Raw genomic sequence first — 18,022 nt, forward strand, 5'->3', positions numbered from 1 at the left:
GTGATCAGTTTCCCCAGGAGAAGGGGCGTCCTTCGCCGTTTTTTCCCCAGTCGCTGCCGCCCTGCTCGAAGGGAATTTCGCCGTCGTCTTTGTCGGAGCTTTCGCTGCCGTTATAAACTCCGCGAACGCTGGAAATGGAGCCGGAAACCATGACGAGGTTCATGCGGTCGCTGTGGCGGTATTTTCGTTCGAGGTAATTGCTGCTCGCGCTTCCCGCGCGTCCCGGGTAACCGGCGATGTTTTTGGCCGCGCCACCACCGTCCCAGAACATCGGGGTGCGCGAAGGGTTGGCGACGTTGGGAACCGGCTTCAGCCGGAGATTCAGGTTGTATTGGTAGCCGCGCCCACGGGCGGTGTCATTATCGAGAGTGGTCTTGAATTCACCGGCACGGATGGCGAAGGCCGGACAACGCAACTGGACCTCGCCGTCCACAATCAACTCGCCGCCTTTGCGCGCTCCCGACGCAAGGTATGGGCGCACGCAGTCAACCCACTTGGGCGAACTGGCGCCCTGATGTTCGGGGAGTTTTCCTTTGTTGTCTTCAGCATACATCATGCTGGCGAAAGCATATTGGCGGAGGTTGGACTTGCAGCCAGCGTCACGCGCCGAGTTGCGAACTTTGCCAACTGTTGGAATGATGATGGCGGCAAGTATCCCGATAATCGCGATGACTGTCAGGAGTTCGATGAGGGTAAAGGCAGCGGTGGGATGTGGGCGTTTTTTTGGGGAACACATGGCGGCATGTGGTGCTGAGGTTTCAGAATGGATTGGGCGGAGTGAGAAGGGCAACAAACTCGTGTGCTCCAAGGGTCAGAGGACGCGAGGCGTCCCAGGGTTTTTGAGTTCCTGAGACGGGATCGAGCAGAAGCGCAGGTTGGGCAAGGGGAAGAGTGATACGGGAGGCGAGCGAGGTTTCGCCTTCGTTGAAAAGGAGGAAAATGTGGTTGCCGGTTTCGTTGAGCAAATGGCGGACTCGCAGGCCAGGAGCGGGCGAGTCGGCAAGGAGAGTTCGCGGCAACGTGGCGAGGAGGGAGGGGGGGGGGGGGGGGGAGGCATTCCAACGAAGGACAGGAGTTCCGGAGGGCAAGGGAATGTCTTCGTAACCGGTTTCAACGATCAAGGTGGTGTAACGTCCGGGGCCAACGCGCAAAAAACCTTCGGCATCAACGCGGGCTCGGTTGGAGGCGAGGTCGCGCGGTTCGATGTAGTGGAAGTCGATCTGGTTTTCGAAACAGGTTTTGGCGGCGCGCCAGGGGAGTTCGGTGGCGCGGCCAAGGATGGCGACTTCGCAGACGGGGACGAAGGTGGCGTTGAGCCAGCAGAGACGGCGGGTCATCGCCTCCCATTCTTTGTATCCATTATTCCACCACGCGCTGTTGGGGCCGACATCGGGCGGACGTTCGTCGCGGCGGGGGCCGCGCATGGAGTAATAGAAGGCGTGGGGCACAAGCATGTCGCAGCCGCGAATGAGAAGCCAGGAGGCAAGCCAGCGCAGTTCACGAAAGGTCAGCGACTCACCGTAGGCGCCGGCAAATTCGTTGAGGTTGCAGGTGCGTTTGTAGTGGAATTTTACTGACGCCGCGGCCTTGGCCATGGTGGAGGGCGGGCCTTCAAGGGCGGTGGGCGTGGCGGGAAGAATGTGCCGCCACACGATGTCCTGGCCCGGGATCTGGAGGTGCCGGAGGTGGCCGATGTCGTCGGGCTCGGCGGGGTGGCCGGTGAGGGCGATGCCGTGGTCGGCGCACCAGCGGGAAAGCGGGACGTAATAGGTTTCGTCGAGGCGGGCAGCAATGGCGTCGGCATAGGCACGACGGTGGCGACTGGCGTCAGGTTCATCGTCAAACCAGAGCGCGGGCAGATGCGGCGTGAAGTCGTAACCGAGGTGGGCGTTGACGTGCTCAAGGATGCCGGTGGTGCCGGGCACGACAGCGGCTTGGCGAAGACGTGAGAGGGGGTTGGGTTCGTCGGTAAAAATGCCTTTGACGACCGTGCCGAAGTATTCGCCAAGCTCGGCGTGAAACCGTTCATACACGAGTTCGATGAAGCAGCGGACGGCGGCGGGATTGAGAAGGTCGGCGGCAATGGGTTCTTCTTCGCCGAGATGCGCGGCGTCGGTTTCGTCTCCGATGTAGTGGAGGCCGCGAACAACGGCATCGACGGGGCGGTCGTAAATGAAGGCGTTGCGTCCGTCCGCCCGCCGGACATAGGCGACGAGTGACGCATTGCGGTCGTCATTTTTCCTTTCTTCACACACGAGTCCGCGCACCTGAAATGCCGGATTGCGCGCCACGACGAGTCCGCCCGCCGATCCACTCGGGTACATGCCTTCGTCGTAAAGGAAAACCCACATGCCGCGTTTCCATGCTTCGCGCAGCGCCGTACGCATAAAGCGGAAGAGGCGCGGGCTGAGCCAGCCGAGTGTACGCGGAAGTCCAATACGCGGATGCAACACAAACGCCTCCACGCCGCGTTTCTGAAATTCGCCGATCTGGCGGACGATCTCATCGTCGTCGAGGTCGTCGTTCCAGAACCAGAATGGGCAGTGCGAATACGCTGCGGGGGGCCGATGCCATGTCTTGAAATCGAAGCCGCTGGCGACAGAGGTGTGCGCGGCATTATTTCGTTCCGCCGGGACAAAGTCCGCGTGTCGTGAACGTTGTGTCTCGGGAGGCGGAATATCAGTGGTTGGGAGAATGCTCATGGCAGATTACCAGAGGGGGGGGGGGGGGAGGACGCACGCGGCGTGCGATTGCCAATGAGATTTCAGATGTCGTGGCGGCGGCGTTGCTGAAGTGTGACGAATACGAGCGCTGCAAGTCCGACAATCAGTGCGATTGTGGATGGTTCGGGGATGTTGGAGGTGAGGGTGACGGAGACGTTGTCGATGGTGAACTCAGCGGTTTCGCGTCGCTGCACGCCGATGAGCAGCGTGTCGAATGTATAAGTCGTCACGTTCGCGTCCGCGACGAGTGTCGTGATGGTGAATGATTTTTGCGCGGTGTTATCGGTGAGAATGGAGGTGAGTCGGAGACCGTCGATCTCACGGGAGATGGTCAGCGTGAAGTGGAAAACGTCGGCGATGTTGGTGTTTGTGTTCGCCGATGCGCTTTCGGCGTCAGTGAGGAAAAATGAATCTCCCGTCAGGGTGCGACCAATGCCGCTTGTCTGATGATTGGAGGGCAGGCTGGCGAGTTTGTAGAAGTCAGCGTAGTTGCTCTGTTTGTTGTCACGAAGATCGACCTTGATGCCAGTGATGTAACCGGGATTGGTGACGGTGTTGCCTTCGCCATCCGTCGTGCTGGCGAGGCTGCCGGAAGTGGATTGAGCGAGGCCGAAGATGAAGCGGTTGTTGTCGTTGGAAGTGTATTTTACGCCCTTGTAGTCGAAGGCGAGCGTGAGCGAATCGCCCACGGCGAGAGTGGTAGATTGGAAATTGGCATAAACGCCGTTGCGTTGGTCGGCGTTTGTTCCGGTGGCGTCAAAGAAAGCGGCTTGGTTTCCAGCAACGGGACCACGCGTGGAGTCAGCAGAAAAGGTTATGTTGGAAGCGCTGCTCGATTTTTTCCAATGGGAACCAATACCAAAGGTGAAGTTGTCTTCGAAAAGAGTCGCGGCAGTGGATGTGTGCCCGACGAGGATGCAGGTAAGGCCAAGGGCGAACAGCGACAGACGGATGCTTGAGAGGTGGGCTGTTTTCATGGTGTGTGTGTTGGAATTTGGGTTGTACGGGGCCGTGCTGGCGCGAATGAGCGAAGGCATTGCAGCGAAGCGGGGGTTGACCAATCTCCGCGGCATTCACACCGTTGAACGCATGATCCCATCCCCTCGTGTAACGATGCTCGACGTGGCCCACGCCGCCGGTTGCGACCGCAGCACGGTGTCGCTCGCATTGCGTCATGACCGGCGGATACCAGAGGCGACACGGACGCGCATCGCAGAGATTGCCGAAAGACTCGGATACCGTCCGCATCCGTTGCTCTCGGCACTGGGGGCGGCTCGGCGCGCGCGGAGGCCTCCGTCACTGGAAAACGGCACAACACTGGCCTTCATCATCAGCGCCAACCGCAAGAGTCACATCCGGGACGAACATGTGGCCGGCGCACGCGCGGCGGCGGCGGCGCAGGGATATTCACTGGAGACGTTTGTTGTCGGCGATGCGGGACTAACGGCGGCGCGGCTCAACACGATTTTACTCACGCGCAACATCCACGGCGTAATCATCGCGCCGCTGCCGGAGGCGCACGGACATTTTGATCTGGAGTGGGAAAAGTTCTCCGTAGTGGTAATCGAATACACGTTTACGACGCCCGCTTTTGACCGCGTGGTGCATGACAATTACGATGGCATGCGGGTGGCCCTGGCCCATTGCCGTGAGCGCGCTTTGTCGCGCGCCGGGCTGGTGCTTACGACCGTCGGGCACGAGCGCACGGAGGGGCTCAACGGGGCTGCGTTCTGGCTGGAGCAAAAGGCCGCGCCGCAGCAACTCGCGGCCATCCCGCCCTTGTATCTGCCCGAATGGGATGCGGAAACATTCACGGCCTGGCGGCGGCGGCATGGGGTGGAGGCTGTGATCACGTCATCGAGCCTCATGGAGCAGATTCACGCATTGCTGCGCAGCGAGTCGGTGGAGGTGCCGGGAAAAGTGTCGCTCATCAACATCAACTGCATGCCGACAGATCGGATTTCTGGTATCGAACAAAACAATACAGGGATCGGGGCAAACGCCGTGCGCATGGTGATCGACAAGCTCAATCGCAACGACCTCGGCATCCCCGCCCTGCGGCAGACGGTGTTGATCCCGGGACGGTGGCGGGAGGGAAAGACGTGCGCGTGAACAGGGCGGCGCGGAGCGCCGCCCGTGTCATGGTAGGGGCTTCGCTTGCGAAGCCCGCGCATGTGATTTGTTGTCTCGACCGGGCTTGGCGCGGGCGTCGCAAGCGACGCCCCTACAGCGGGCGAGACGCCCGCGCCACAATGCTCCGCGCACTCAGACAGAACGTCGGCGCCAGATCATCGCCGCCACCAGCAGGCCAGCGCCCAAAAGCGCGGCGCTCGTGGCAGGTTCGGGAATCGGGGTGTTGGCAAGGTCGGCGGTCATGACGGCTTGCAACTCGGCCAAACTGAGCGCCCCACCCGCGCCAGAGCTTTCGCCCCAGACACGAACGTTGTCCATCAACCCATCGAACGGACGCTGGTTAGCACCGGCTTGATTGCCTATGAACAAATTGCCGCTCGCGGTAACAACGCCGCCGGTTGAGGCAACTGAACCGGTGACGAGCGCCGAAACCACGCCGGTTGTCTTGTCTCCACCATAAATTGTCCCGACTCCGGTGCCTCCGTCGAAAGTGTAGGCAAAGAAAATCCAAGTGTTCGTCTGGTAAAAAATAGTATCGGACGCACCCATCGCCATGGCTCCCTTGGAAGAGCCATGCGTAACGCGAAGGGCGGCGGGAGCCGGATTAGCACCGGTGACTGCAACTTGGAAAAGGATTTCGAAACCAGTTCCCGCGGCAACGAGCCGGGCGGAATTGCCGGCCTTGGTCGCGCTCGCCGTGTTGTACCAGCCCGAAATGGTAAAGGAGCTCAGTCCGTTGAGAGATGCCGCACCATTGGATAATGTGGCCACGCCACCATAACCCGGAGTGGTTGATCCTCCGCCCATTTGGCTGGAACCGGTATTGTTGAATGCATAATCGCCCAGTTTGCCCGAGACTCCCAATCCGTTGTCATTATGAAGATTAGTGGGCACATGCGAATGATCTTCTGCGCTGGCTGGAGCGGTGAATGACGCCGAGCCGCCCAGCGTGCCGGTGGAGGCGGTGCTGGTGCCGTTGGCAGGATCGTTGAACGTGAACTCGTGCAGAAGCGTCGCGGCCTGCGCGGTCGCGGCGACGATGGCAATGGCCGCAAAGGCGGCAGCGAATTTTTTGGCGGATTTGATGTTCATTGTTTGTGGCGGGTTAGGAAAAAATTAGAAATTAGGAGTTAGAAATTAGGAAGTGGCGGCTTCGCCATCGTAGTTGGTTTTGCAATACCTATAAAATTTATGTGCATGGGTTCGTTTTTCTAATTCCTAATTTCTAATTCCTAATTTTTCTCTCGCGCTGCCATTCGTAGATCGAAGGCACGGCAGGTTGCGGACGCGGCGGAAGTTCACTGGCGGATGGTTTCGGATGTAGTTTATTACCTGATACAATTCCGAAGTCGCCCAGACCGCCGGAAAAACCGGTGAGCGTCTTGAGAGGGCCGTAAAACTGGTTGTCCATCACATCGATGCCGGTGCAGTCGGCGGAACCAAAGAGGACGGCGACGGCATCCGGCTTCTCCATGATGAAAACGTTGCCGCGGATGGTGTGATCGAAGCTCTTCTCCTTGCCATAAATCGCGCGGCCCTGACCGAGCCGGAATCGGTTGTGCAGAATCAACCATGCCTCATTGCCGCCGACCATGTGCACGCCGTCCTTGGGCGCGGAAACGTCGTTGTTGTAAACCACGTTGCGCGGCCCTTGCGGTCCATGCGAGGAACTGGCGGGACCGGAGGCGAAAAACGCGTGGCCGTAGGCTCCGTTGGTGCGGTCAGCGGCAGTCTGTTCGATGATGTTGTTTTCGTAGAGATTTTCGTTGGTCCAGCCGGCATGCCACTGGGCATCGCTGCCGATGAAGTGACCGTTGCGGATCACGTTGCCAGCGGAGCCCCACTGGACATTGGGCGCATGGCGCATGTCCTTGGTCAGCGCACCGTCCATGAGGCAGTCAAAGGAGCGCTCGAAACCGACATAACCAGTCCCCCCCCCCCCCTTGAAAATCGCCCCGTCCGCTTCAACGTCGCGGATCTCGCACTGCTTGGAGCGCGTAATGTAAATTGGATTACGCCCGGAATTGACCACGCGCACATCGCGCAGCCAGCAGCGCCACGCGTAGGCGAAGGTCACGCCGTCAGCCCACAGGTCTTCCATCGGATACCAGAGCGTGTGCTGGATGCGCGGGCCGGTAAACTCGCTGGAAGGCGTGAAGATTTTTTGCTCCACGGTAAAGCCCTCGAAACCGGATCGACTCACAACGCCGATGCGTTGCACGTAGGAGCCGTCCTCCCACGGGAATTCGAGGCGCAGCGGATCGGCGATGGTAACGGAAGACCCGGCCACGGCAGTGATTTCGTAATGGTTGATGCGATACGTCCCCCAAGGGGTGACGTTGCCCGTGAGTTTGTTCCAGCGATCCGTTGCCGGGGCCTCAATCATGATGTGGTCGCCGGGTTTGAGTCCGTGGTTGGGGGCGAGTTGGAGGCGGTTGTCGCCGCGCCGGGCGGTGGAGGCGAGCGGAAGTCGCGGACCTTGCAAACCGGGGCCGGCGATGATGAACGCGCCGTGCTGGTCGGCCCAAGTGTCGCCGGGTTGTGGCGTGGCGGCGACGTCGATTAAAAACGTTTTTTTGAACGATTCGCCGGTCGAGTAGCCGACTTCGGCCTCGATCTGATGGCGGCCGGGGCCAAGGGTTTCGAGGACGAGGGCTCCGCGCAGGCGGGTGGAAAAGCGGTTTCCCCAATGGTCCTTGCGGATGTTTTCCATCAGGACGATTTTGTCGTTTTTGCCGTGGCGTTGGTCCGTGGCGGTCACGCGCATGAGCGTGAGGTTTTTGGGATTGGTCTGGATTTCCCAAAAGCTGTCGGGACCAATCCTGCCGTTGGGATTCCAGCAATGGAGGCGAAGGGTGCCGAACGGAATGTGTTCTTGATAGATGAGTCGCGTGCGGTCGCGTCCCGCGCCGCGAATGGTGACGCCGGAGTCGCGGACAATGACAGGGCTTTCGAGCAAAAATGTGCCGGCGGGCAGTTCGACAGCGCCTCCGCCTTGCGCGGCGGCGCGACGGACGGCCTCGTTGAGGAGCGGCGCGATGTCGCGCCCGGCGTGGGCGGCAAAGGTTTCCGGGCCGACGACGACGGGGGAGGCGGATTTTTGGGGGATGCCGCCGGGGATTCCCACGTATTTCCAGTTTGGGTACACGAGTCCGTCGGGGCCGACGACGTCGGAGGGCGTGAGGCGGGCGGCGTCCGCCGGGTTGGCGGGGTTGATTTTGTAAACCGAGGGCCAGGGCGGCTCGATGCGAGGAGTGAACGCCTCGATGGAAACGTCGTCAAAATCGGCCACAACCTTGGAGCCACCATAGGAGTGTATCCATGCATCCAGGACAACCGCTCCTTCCGGCGGCGCGGCGGTGACGGTATATTCGCGCCAGTTGGGAGACTGGATGGCCGCGTTGTCCGTGGCTTTGGGCCAGGGGTTGAGGTGTTTGCCCTTGGCATCGAAAAAGCGGAGGTAAACGGCCATGCCTCCGCCAGAAACGATGCGGGCATGGATGGCGAGCCGGTAGGCGCGCCCGGGCTCGACCGGCAGGCGGCGGGTGGCGACGGAGGAGCCTTCTTTTTCGGATTCGTCGATGACGCGCAATCCGCGTTCGCCGGTTCGCGCGGCATCGGGGTGCGCAGTGCTCATGGGTGCTTTGTCCTCGTTGACGATCCAGTCGATGAGGCCGGATTCGAAGCCGGGATTGGGCAGCGGCAGGAAGGCCGATTCGGTATTGGATGCGCGAATACTTGATGCGGAAAGCATCAGAACAGGCACAAGCAGAGACCATGAGAGACGGGTCATCTTCATTTTGAAGTTTTAGTCTTTTGTTGTTTTCAGCGTGTCAGCTTTTCCGGGCGATCAGGGATCAGCATCACGCGGGACGGAGGCGACGTGAGCGTCGAAATAGAGGCGGAGGCGGGTGTTGCCCCAGACGGGAGTGTCAGGAATGCGGCCAGGATCGGTATACCAGCCCGAACCGGTAACACTGCCGCTGTTCATTTTCGGATTATCTTTTGGCAAAGCACGGTCGAGGTTTGTCAGCACCCAGACGCGGGCCGCACCGCCATAGGAATCGAGTTCGGTGAGCGTAACAGGCGGGTTATTTTTTGCCTCGTCCGTGCTGGTACCTTCCGCACCCAGGACTCGTGAGTTTGAGAGTGTCCCGTCCTGTTTGCGACGCGTCGTGAGCGTGTAATTCTGGATATAATGCGGTGTGGAAGATGATTCGGTGAGGAGATCGCGAGTCGGAAATTGATTCATCACTCCTGGACAAACGAGTGCTGGGAAAATCACTTTTTCGGTCGAACCAAGAGTAAGCGGGTCACGGTAGTTCATGTAAGGAACAAGTCCGATTTGGAGGCTGACTCTCACTCCGTCTCCATACGGACGTCCGTAAACCGGATTGACGCCGAGCGGCGCGGCACCGGGCACGCGCTGGTCTTTGCGATCGTTGGCATATTGCAAGATGCCGACGCCTACGTGGCGGAGTTCGGCGATGGCTTTGCCCTTGCGGGCGGTCATGCGGACTTTGCCAACCGTCGGGATGAGAATGGAGGCGAGAATCCCAATAATCGCGATGACGGTGAGCAGTTCGATGAGCGTGAATGCGCAGTGGTGTCTTCGGTGAGTATTCATGGTGTAACTACAGGTTCATTTTCAGAAAGCGTCGGTTTTGCGGAGTTGTTCAAGCGCGGCGAGGTCGAGAATCGCAGAGGTGCCGGAGGTGTCGGCCCAGAGACGGATGTTGTCGATCAAACCATCAAAGGGGCGGTCGCCCGCATCCACGTTGCCAATGACGATGGGTTGTTCGGCTCCGCCCGGCCCCACGGGACCGGCATCAATGCCGGCCTTGCCGACGAGACGCACCGGCTCGTTTTCCGAACCGGCGTAAAAGAGGACATTGTCCGTCTTTTGTGTGCCATCGTAGGTAATCGCAAAAAACACCCAGCGGGCCGACTGCCGGAAGGCGGCATCGGGGCAAAGAGCAGAGCCGCGGTTTACGGAAAGGCTCAATCCCTTGCCTTGCGCGGAGTCGAAAAACACGTTGATCCGTGCCGCAGCGAGGAGCCGGGCGTAGTTGGAGGGGATTTGGCCGGCGTCGGATTTATACCAGCCTTGGACAGTGAAGGAACGCGCATTGGCGAGTCTGGCCGAACCGCCGGCGACCCCGACTTTGCCACCGCTTCCGGGCGCCTGCGAATTGCCGCCCATTTTGGACGATGCTGTATTGTCAAACGCATGACCGCGTCCGGCCACACCTCCGCCTTCCGGCGTGCGCAGCGGTGTGCTGACCTCGTCTTCAAAAGTGAGTTCAAGCACCCGTTTGTCGGAGGCGGACGGAGTCAGTGTCGCAGCCGACAAAAAACCGGTGCCTGCAATCCAAAGGACGCTACAGGCAATCACGTTGGGCATGCCCAAACTCAGGCGGAAAACGTGCTGATCGAGGTTCATGGTGGTGAAAAAACAGGAAACTTAATTAATGCGCAAGTTATTTTATAACAATGACTTTTATCCGATTTTAGGATATTTTAATCTGTCGGTTATTCTCGCTGCCAGCGTGGCAGAATCTCCCAGCAAATCTCTCTTCAGCAGCGAAAATGACGTCCTGCGCCAAACACTACGACAGGAGCGCAAACGTCTGGGGCTGACACAGGCGGCGGTGGCGGAAGCGTGCCGTTGGGAGCAATCGGTAATCGCAAAAATCGAGCAAGGCGAACGACGCGTGGATGTGGTGGAGTTTATCTGGATGGCGGAAGCGATGAGGCTGAAGCCGGAGCGATTGTTCAGGCTCGTTTTGAAAAATCTGCGCAAACCGGAAGGCACGGATGAATCAAGGCATTGATTGAGGTGGGAGTTCATACAGGTGGTAATAAAGAAGGCTCCTGACACGACCTTGTGCCTGGCAGGGCTTGAAACAAGAACGCCGATGCTTAAGTCGTTAAACACATGTCCCCTGTTACCCTCAAAATGATCGCTGAAAAGGCCGGCACGACAGTCGCCACGGTCTCAATGGCGCTGCGCCACCACAAACGCATTTCCCCGGCCACAAGGCAGCGCATCCAACGCCTCGCCGACGAAATGGGCTATCAAGTCAACCCGGCGGTGGCCGCACTCATGACTCATGTGCGGCGGTCCCGCCCTGTGGAGACCAAGGAGACGCTGGCCGTGATTCACACGTTTCCGACACGCGAGGACTGGCGCAGCAACGAACCCACGCGCCGGATCGTGGTCGGCATCGAGACAAGGGGCCGACAACTCGGATACCGGACGGAGATGTTCTGGCATAACGAACCGGGCATGTCCCCTGAACGGCTTGCGGAAATACTGCGCGCCCGCGGGATTCGCGGGGTGATCTTCGTGCCGTGGCCAATGCACCTGCTGAACCTGGATTTTGACTGGACGGGATTCGCAGCGGCGACGATCAACTACAATGTAACGAGTCCGCCACTACACTGTTCGGCGGAGGATTTTTTTGGCAACGTGCGCCTGGCAATCGATGAATTGTGGCGGCGTGGATTCAGGAGGATTGGTTTCGTGAGCAAACGGTATCACGAACCCGAATCGAGTTACCGGCTGGCGGCGGCGTACACACGGTTTCTCACACTGCACGAGGATCGCAGCCTGCCGGACCCGGAGGTGCTGCTTATGGAGAATTGGAACCGGGAAAAATTCCAAGCCCGTCACCGCGACGCATTTCTCGCGTGGCACAAACACGAACGCTGCGAGGCCATCATCACGCTCGACTGGGATGTGGGCCGCTGGCTCCCCGCGGCAGGCATCAAGGTGCCCGAGGAGGTCAGCGTGCTGCTGCTCAATCAGTGTCCGCGCTTCGGGCATTTTTCGGGCATCGATCCCAATTACGAAATGTTGGGCGCGGCGGCGATGGATTTGGTGGCGGAACAAATCACGAATAATGAATCCGGCCTGCCGCTTTCGCCCAAGGAAGTGCTCGCGCACGGTCGTTGGGCAGAGGGAAAAATGGTGCGGGCGGAAAATCGTAACCGCGAATGAACGCGAATAGACGCGAATAAGAAGAACCGCAAAAGATCAGGTTCTTCGACTTTTCAGTGGGAGGGGAAAGACGAGTGGCGCGGCAGCGCCAAACATCCGGGGTTCCCGTTTACCATGGCCAGACGAAGTCGTCGGGCTGGCCGGTGTTTTCGCCGTTGCCAAAACCGCCTTGGTCCACGCCGTCGATGCCCACGCTCCAGACACGCGGGGCGGCTAGGTCGAAACGCAACGGTTCGCCTTCGCCAAAGGGATCAAGGGGGGGGGAGGCAAGCAGTCCTTTTTGCACAAGGGCATCCCATGTATCAGGCGATCCATTACGCCGCCAGGCGAGGAGGCCGGTGAGTGCGGCGCGCTGGGCGTCACGACGCAAAATCGAGATGATGAGCGGCTCCCATTGCGGGGTATTGAGGATCAGGAAGAGACGGCCCACAGGGTTGTCGGTATGAAGGACGACGGCGTTGGCTTCGGCGAGGACGGAGGGCAGAAAGGGGCCTTCGTCGGTCGCGTAGGTGTGGAAGCCGCCCAGGGCTTTGCGCCATTGGTCGAGGGGTTCGATGGTGTGCTTGAGGGCGAAGCCGCGCGGGAAACGTCCGTCGAGGCGGTCGAGTTCACGCAGGTATCCACGGATGTCGGCGGCACCGGCACGAAGGGTTGCGTCGCGGTCAAGGGGATCGCGTCCGGCGGGGGGGGGGGGGGGAGTGGCGAGGTATTGCTCGCCTTCCTCGACGGGTTGAGGCGGGTGCATGGCGAGCGAGGCAAGGCTGCCGAGGAGCAGGTCGGGGTCGCGGGTGTCGGGCATGCGTTCGAGAACGTTTTTATAGAAGAAGGTAAATTCGCCGCGAAAGCCACGGGCGATGGCGTGGCGGGCGAGGAGAGCATCTTGCGCGAGATCGGTTTGCAGGGCAGCGGCTTCGTCGGGCGCGAGGGGCTGGCGGGCGAGCCAGTAAGCGCCGTCGAGCGCAACCTGCCAGACGCCGGAGCCTTTGATCATGGGCACGACGCCTTCCTGAGTTTGCAGGAAGGCGCGGGCATAGGCGAGGTTGGCGAGCGTGAGGGCGAGGGACCCGGCGCGGTCGCCGGCATGCCAGGCGCGTTTGGCGAGGCTGGCGCGCGTGACGGCCACCCAGTGGAGGGGAGCGTGGTCGGGGAAGGGTGTATCGGGGCCTTCAATACGGCGGAATTGCAGGCGTTCGCCGTCACGCAGGGTGATGTCGGCCAAAGGGACGCGGGCGGCGTCGAGCCATGCGAGGGCGGCAGTGTGGGCGGGGTTTGTATCCGTAAGGGCAGGACGCAGGGGGGAGAGCTGGTCCATGAGGAGGGAGGAAAGGGTGTCGTCGGCGGGCTGCACGCGGGGGAATATCTCCCACCAGCGGACGAGGGCGTTTTGGGCGGCGTCGATTTCCTCGCGGGGGAGAGCGATGTCGGTCCAGGGGGGGAGGTCGGCAGTGGTGGACGTTGGGGGGGGGGGGGGGAGAGGGGAGTGTCAGACTATCGCCAGCGCTCGAAACAGATTGGGCAAGGGCGAGGGCCGCGAGGCTGGTTGGCAGGATCAGGCTGAGGATTTTTTGGATGAAGCGGGGATGAAGCATGGTTAGAGCATTTTCAGTTGATATGTATCCGTTGCCTTAATGGTAGGGAGGCCTCTCCGAGGCCTCCGTGAACGTAGTGAGAGGGAGTGAAACTCATGGGTGATTGAAGTGATTTCGGAGGCGGGCGGGATGCCCGCGTCACATTCAATCCACGGAGCGGGCGGGACGCCCGCGCCACTTTTGCGTTACTTGCGAATGGGCGGGGAGACGGCGTTGTCGGCGGTCAGGGTCTTGGCAGGTGGTGTGGTGTCGGGTTGGAGCGGAGGCGTGCCCTGGGCCAGCATGTCGCTCACCACACGCAGGGTTTCGCGCAAGGGGATGTCGAGTTTGGCGTAACGTTCGTTGTCGTCTGTTTCCTCGGGATCAGCGTCGGGATCGGCATCTTCGACGGCGGCCTTGATGGCGGGGGGGGGGGGGGGGCAAGCAGGATCTCGGTGAAGGTGTAGGCTCCGGCTTCGAGTGCTTTGCGTTCGGCTTTGGTGGCCTTGTTGAAGGCGGCGTCGGCTTCTTTGCGGGCTTCGCGTTCCTTGAGGTTGAGAGAGATGGTCTTCTCTTCCTGACGTTCGCGGAAGTGGTCGATGCGTTTGCGCAGGTAGATGAACTCGGGAAGGGTGGTCTGGCGGTCTTCGCTGGCGGCAAGGAGGGGGGCGATGTTGTCGGAGGTGTAGGGTTGGCCGCCGTAAAAGCTGGTGGTGATTTCGTCCCAGGCGAGGGCGTGGGGGAGGTCGCTTTCGCCAATGGGGAGGTAGTCGTTGATGGAGGGAATGACGATGTTGGAGAGGACGCCTTTCAACTGGGTGGAATCGCCGTTGGGGAGGTAGAATTTCTGGACGGTAAGCTTGGTGGCACCGCTTTTGGTTTTGGCGAGCTGGGGGAGCACGTTTTTCATTTCGATGACTTGCTGGACGGTGCCTTTGCCATGCGTGGATTTATCACCGACGATAACGGCGCGTCCGTAATTTTTAAGAGCGCCGGCCACGATTTCGGAGGCCGAGGCACTGAAGCGGGAGACGAGCACGGCGAGGGGGCCGTCGTAGGCGATCTGTTTGTTGTCGGAGCGGTCGATTTTGACTTCGCCGTAGTAGGAACGGACTTGAACGACGGGGCCGGGTTGGATGAAGAGGCCGGTGATTTTGATGGCTTCGGAGAGGAGGCCGCCGCCGTTGGAGCGCATGTCGAGGACGAGGCCGTCGATGCCGGCGGTCTTGAGGCGGGTGATGAGTTCTTCGACGTCGCGGCTGGCGCTGTTCTGGTCGCCTTCGGCAGAGGCGTCGCGGCCGTAGAAGGCCGGGAGGGTAATGACTCCGATGCGGCGGATGGCCGGGGGGGGGATTGGGTGTTGAGGATTTTGAGTTTGGGGTTGGGGGCGGGCGTGGGGACTTCAAAGATGGCGGCGTGGGCGCGGGCGGAGTCGAGGTTGACGACGTCGCGCACGAGAGTGACGACACGGCGTTCGGTGTCGTCGGTGCTGGTGCCGGGCTGGATGGTGAGGTGGACTTTGGTGCCTTTGGGGCCGCGGATTTTTTCAACAATGCGGCGGAGTTTCATGCCGATGATTTCGACGGGCTCCTGTCCGTCCTGGGCGACGGCGATGATTTTATCGTTGGGTCTGAGTTGCTTGCTGAGGTCGGCGGGGCCGCCGGGGATGATTTCTTTGATGACGCAGACGTCGCTGCTGGGGTCGAGGCTGAGGAGGGCGCCGATGCCAAAGAGTTGGAGGCGCATGTTGATGCTGAAGTCTTCGTAGGTGTCGGCGGAGAAATAGGTGGAATGGGGGTCGTAGAGTTGGGAAACGCGGCTGAGGAACATCTCGGCAAGGTCGTTGGAGGTGATGTCGTCGAGGTTTTTCAGGATGCGTTCGTAGCGTTTGCGCACGGTGGTGCGGGCGTCGGCGAGGATTTCTTCGGGGGTCTTGGGCTTGGCGGGTTCGATGGCGGGGGGGGCCGCAGGCGCGGCGGGCGCTGGTGTATCCGGAGCAGTGATACCGGCGCTGGGTTCGTCGGTGTCGGGGGCGGCGGACTTGGGGGCTTTGTAGCTGAGGACTTCCTGGAGGATTTCGAATTTGAGGCGTTTCTGCCAGAGGGCGTCGGCGTCGGCTTGGGTGGCGGGCCAAGAGGCCTCCTTGCGGTCGTAGGCGTAGGTGTCGGTCGCGGTCAGGTCGATGTCGTCCTTGAGATGGTCAAAAATCCACTGGGCGCGTTCGCGGACACGTTTTTCGTAAACGGCATAGATTTCGTAGGCGGGTTCGATGCGACCGAGTCCGGTGAGGTTCCAGTAGATGTTGCGGGCAGGGTTGCGTTTGTTAAAATCGTCGGCGTCGGGCTGGAGAAAAAAGAGACGCTGGGTGTCCAGGTCCTTCATGTAATTGGTGATGACTTCGCCGTAGTTTTCGGGTTTCACGGCGTCGCGGTTGTAGTGGTAGTTTTCAAGAAGCTGGACGAGGGCGCGGGCTTCGAGTCCGAGACTGGGCGGGGTGGAAAAGGTGATGGGATCGGTCTTGTCCGTCGCGGAGGCGGGGGGGGGGGCGATGGTGTTGGGGGCAATGGTGGCGGGCGCGGTGGTTGGAACGATGCGCGGGGGAGCGGCAAAGAGCGTCAGCACAAGGGCGCAGGCGGAGCCAAGGAGCGTGAGCGAGAGGGCAAGACGTGGCAGGCGGGAGCGCCGGGCGGCGGGGGGGGGAGGTGTGTGCATGTTGGCGTGAGGGCGGTGGGCGAAGAAGTAAAAGAGTGGCGAATGATGGCGGTGTCGCGAAGCAGAAGGTGTCAGCGACGCGAGATGACGTCGCGGGCTTCATCAAGGGTGCGTTTTTCTTCGTCGGAAAGGGAGGCGAAACCGTGGCTGTTGATTTTGTCGAGAATGCGATCCACCTCGGCGCGGATGTCGGCGGGACTGGAGGCGGGTTGCGAAGATACATTGACCTTGTAAACGGGTTTGGGTGCCGCGGAATTGGTGGCGCGTTTGAACCAGCCGGGCTTTTCAATCTCGGGGCGGGCGTCGCGCTCCTTGCCGCCGGAGTGCAGGACGAAGCGATAGTAAAGCCAGCCGGCGATGATGCCGCCAACGTGAGCGGAATGGGCGACGCCGGAACCGTAAAACGTATTGCGCTGAAGTATCTCCCCGAAAACCATGCCGAAAACTTCAATGCCGCCGCCGATGTAGAGCAGCCAGCGCGGTTTGATGGTGATGGGGATGACGAAAAACAACAGGAGGTTGATCGGTCTGTCCCAGAAGAGGAGGCAGAACACCGTGAACCATCCCATGGCACCGGCGGAGATGCCGACGAGGGGGGCGCGGTGGTTGAAGTTAACCGCCACCCACAGGAGGCTGCCGCCAAGAATGGATGCGCCAAGAAGCCAGAGTATGCGACGCGGTCCGAGAATGGGTTCAAGGATGCGCCCGGTGAAGAAGAGGGCGATGGAGTTGGCGAAGATATGGAAGAGGCTGGCGTGAAGCAGTGCGTAGGTGAGGAGCGTCCAGACGCGGCCGTGTTTCAGGGAGAAGATGTCGAGTTCGGCGAAGTCGTTGATGAGGTTGCTGCGAAAGAGTTTTACGGCGATCTCTTGCAGGACGAAAACCGCCACGATCACCGCGATCACCCAGCCGAACACCGGCAGCGAGGATCGCTGCGGGTTGGTGTCGCGCATGTAGGGCCGGTCGTAGAGCATAAGTGGAAGACGTTGCGTGTGGCGGAGGGTGAATGCAAGTGCGGGGGCAAATTCGCGTGAAAACCTAGAAAAAACGGAAGAGCGGAGGGAATTAACCACGGAGACACAAAGGCACGGAGGAACAAACCACGGAGAGTATAATGTGTGTGTTGTGAGGGGGGGGGGGGGGGGGGAGGGCGTCCGCGTTGCGTCTACAAAAAAGCGCCGGACCTTTGCGGGGCCGGCGCTTGGTTTGAATGATACGAGTCTGTGGAAATCAGGCCTTGGGCTCTTCCTTGGCGGCTTCGGTCGCGGGAGCAGCCTCGGCGGGGACTTCGGCAGGAGCGGCTTCATCGGCCTTCTTCTTGGCCTTGGAGGCGGGCTTCTTCGCCTTGGCCTTGGACTTCTTGGCGTAGCCTTGGTCGTCGGCCTTCACGAGTTCGATGAGGGCGATTTCAGCGGCGTCGCCGATGCGGGCGCCGAGTTTGTAAATGCGGGTGTAGCCACCCGGACGGTTGGCGAATTCCTTGACGGTCTCGTTGAAGAGCTTGGTCACGGCGGTCTCGTCACGCAGGTCGGAGAGGGCAAGGCGACGCAGATGGATGGCGTCCTTCTTGTCGGTTTTGACCGAGGCTTTCTTGGCCTTGGTAATGACTTTTTCGACGAAGGGACGGAGGGCCTTGGCCTTGGTCAGGGTCGTCTTGATGCGACCGTGTTCGAGAAGCGAGACGGCCATGTTGGCAAGCATCGCCTTGCGATGTTCGCGGGTGACGCCGAGGGAGGCGCGGTGTTTGTTGTGACGCATTGGAACGGCTTCGCCGCAAATCCCAAATCCCAAGCGGCCAAATCCCAATGGGGAAAGGCATCGCTAGTGTATTCGGATTTCGACTACTGGTGTTGTGTGTGTTGTGGTTTTTGGTTGCGGCCCCC

At 60.4% G+C, this 18,022-nt stretch carries 15 protein-coding genes and 1 pseudogene; 3 read left to right on the plus strand and 13 right to left on the minus strand.

Going from position 1 to position 18,022, the window contains the following annotated elements:
* Positions 1 to 4: 4 nt before the first annotated feature.
* The 3 genes from OBACDRAFT_RS24985 to OBACDRAFT_RS04590 form a co-directional block, all read right to left on the minus strand.
* Positions 5 to 736, minus strand: coding sequence for a type II secretion system protein (locus tag OBACDRAFT_RS24985; RefSeq protein WP_052361145.1), 732 nt, complete (start codon positions 734 to 736; stop codon positions 5 to 7).
* Between the two features lie 22 nt (positions 737 to 758).
* On the minus strand, positions 759 to 2,702 hold the full coding sequence (locus OBACDRAFT_RS04585) for a hypothetical protein (RefSeq protein ID WP_052361148.1): 1,944 nt from the start codon (positions 2,700 to 2,702) through the stop codon (positions 759 to 761).
* A 62-nt stretch (positions 2,703 to 2,764) separates the two neighbouring features.
* Entirely contained in the window at positions 2,765 to 3,700 is a 936-nt protein-coding gene (locus tag OBACDRAFT_RS04590) for a PEP-CTERM sorting domain-containing protein (protein WP_043583209.1), read from the minus strand.
* A 46-nt stretch (positions 3,701 to 3,746) separates the two neighbouring features.
* Between OBACDRAFT_RS04590 and OBACDRAFT_RS04595 the strand changes: the two genes are divergently transcribed.
* Positions 3,747 to 4,835, plus strand: coding sequence for a LacI family DNA-binding transcriptional regulator (locus OBACDRAFT_RS04595; RefSeq protein WP_232766641.1), 1,089 nt, complete (start codon positions 3,747 to 3,749; stop codon positions 4,833 to 4,835).
* Between the two features lie 153 nt (positions 4,836 to 4,988).
* Here OBACDRAFT_RS04595 and OBACDRAFT_RS04600 read toward each other — a convergent pair whose 3' ends face one another.
* From OBACDRAFT_RS04600 to OBACDRAFT_RS04615, 4 genes are all read right to left on the minus strand, one after another.
* A complete protein-coding gene (locus OBACDRAFT_RS04600; protein ID WP_043583210.1) occupies positions 4,989 to 5,948 on the minus strand; it encodes a LamG-like jellyroll fold domain-containing protein in 960 nt (319 codons plus the stop codon).
* Between the two features lie 133 nt (positions 5,949 to 6,081).
* Entirely contained in the window at positions 6,082 to 8,655 is a 2,574-nt protein-coding gene (locus OBACDRAFT_RS04605; RefSeq protein WP_043583212.1) for an endopolygalacturonase, read from the minus strand.
* A gap of 51 nt (positions 8,656 to 8,706) precedes the next feature.
* Positions 8,707 to 9,483, minus strand: coding sequence for a type II secretion system protein (locus tag OBACDRAFT_RS04610; protein WP_043583214.1), 777 nt, complete (start codon positions 9,481 to 9,483; stop codon positions 8,707 to 8,709).
* A gap of 21 nt (positions 9,484 to 9,504) precedes the next feature.
* Positions 9,505 to 10,299 (minus strand): LamG-like jellyroll fold domain-containing protein, encoded by a 795-nt coding sequence (locus OBACDRAFT_RS04615; RefSeq protein WP_043583216.1) that lies wholly within the window; start codon positions 10,297 to 10,299, stop codon positions 9,505 to 9,507.
* 28 nt (positions 10,300 to 10,327) lie between these two features.
* Here OBACDRAFT_RS04615 and OBACDRAFT_RS04620 point away from each other — a divergent pair, with 28 nt between their 5' ends.
* The gene (locus OBACDRAFT_RS04620; RefSeq protein WP_052361151.1) at positions 10,328 to 10,690 is read left to right on the plus strand and encodes a helix-turn-helix domain-containing protein; all 363 of its coding nucleotides are present in this window, start codon (positions 10,328 to 10,330) and stop codon (positions 10,688 to 10,690) included.
* Between the two features lie 104 nt (positions 10,691 to 10,794).
* Positions 10,795 to 11,859, plus strand: a complete 1,065-nt coding sequence (locus tag OBACDRAFT_RS04625; protein ID WP_043583218.1) for a LacI family DNA-binding transcriptional regulator — start codon at positions 10,795 to 10,797, stop codon at positions 11,857 to 11,859.
* A 109-nt stretch (positions 11,860 to 11,968) separates the two neighbouring features.
* Here OBACDRAFT_RS04625 and OBACDRAFT_RS04630 read toward each other — a convergent pair whose 3' ends face one another.
* From OBACDRAFT_RS04630 to rplQ, 6 genes and pseudogenes are all read right to left on the minus strand, one after another.
* On the minus strand, positions 11,969 to 13,207 hold the full coding sequence (locus OBACDRAFT_RS04630; RefSeq protein WP_052361154.1) for a hypothetical protein: 1,239 nt from the start codon (positions 13,205 to 13,207) through the stop codon (positions 11,969 to 11,971).
* Positions 13,208 to 13,633: 426 nt separating this feature from the next.
* Positions 13,634 to 13,762: a hypothetical protein gene (locus OBACDRAFT_RS30545; RefSeq protein WP_269799052.1), complete on the minus strand. Its 129-nt coding sequence runs from the start codon at positions 13,760 to 13,762 to the stop codon at positions 13,634 to 13,636.
* Positions 13,738 to 14,781 (minus strand): carboxy terminal-processing peptidase, encoded by a 1,044-nt coding sequence (locus OBACDRAFT_RS29340; protein ID WP_332835108.1) that lies wholly within the window; start codon positions 14,779 to 14,781, stop codon positions 13,738 to 13,740. Before OBACDRAFT_RS29340 ends, OBACDRAFT_RS30545 begins: the two co-directional genes overlap by 25 nt.
* 206 nt (positions 14,782 to 14,987) lie before the next feature.
* A pseudogene (locus tag OBACDRAFT_RS29345) lies at positions 14,988 to 16,139 on the minus strand (PDZ domain-containing protein); the annotation flags it as partial.
* Between the two features lie 71 nt (positions 16,140 to 16,210).
* Positions 16,211 to 17,113, minus strand: a complete 903-nt coding sequence (locus tag OBACDRAFT_RS04645) for a rhomboid family protein (protein WP_043583223.1) — start codon at positions 17,111 to 17,113, stop codon at positions 16,211 to 16,213.
* A gap of 256 nt (positions 17,114 to 17,369) precedes the next feature.
* The gene (gene rplQ / locus OBACDRAFT_RS04650; protein WP_043583470.1) at positions 17,370 to 17,897 is read right to left on the minus strand and encodes a 50S ribosomal protein L17; all 528 of its coding nucleotides are present in this window, start codon (positions 17,895 to 17,897) and stop codon (positions 17,370 to 17,372) included.
* Positions 17,898 to 18,022 lie beyond the last annotated feature (125 nt).

This window comes from Geminisphaera colitermitum TAV2 (genome assembly GCF_000171235.2).
GTDB classification, from domain to species: domain Bacteria; phylum Verrucomicrobiota; class Verrucomicrobiia; order Opitutales; family Opitutaceae; genus Geminisphaera; species Geminisphaera colitermitum.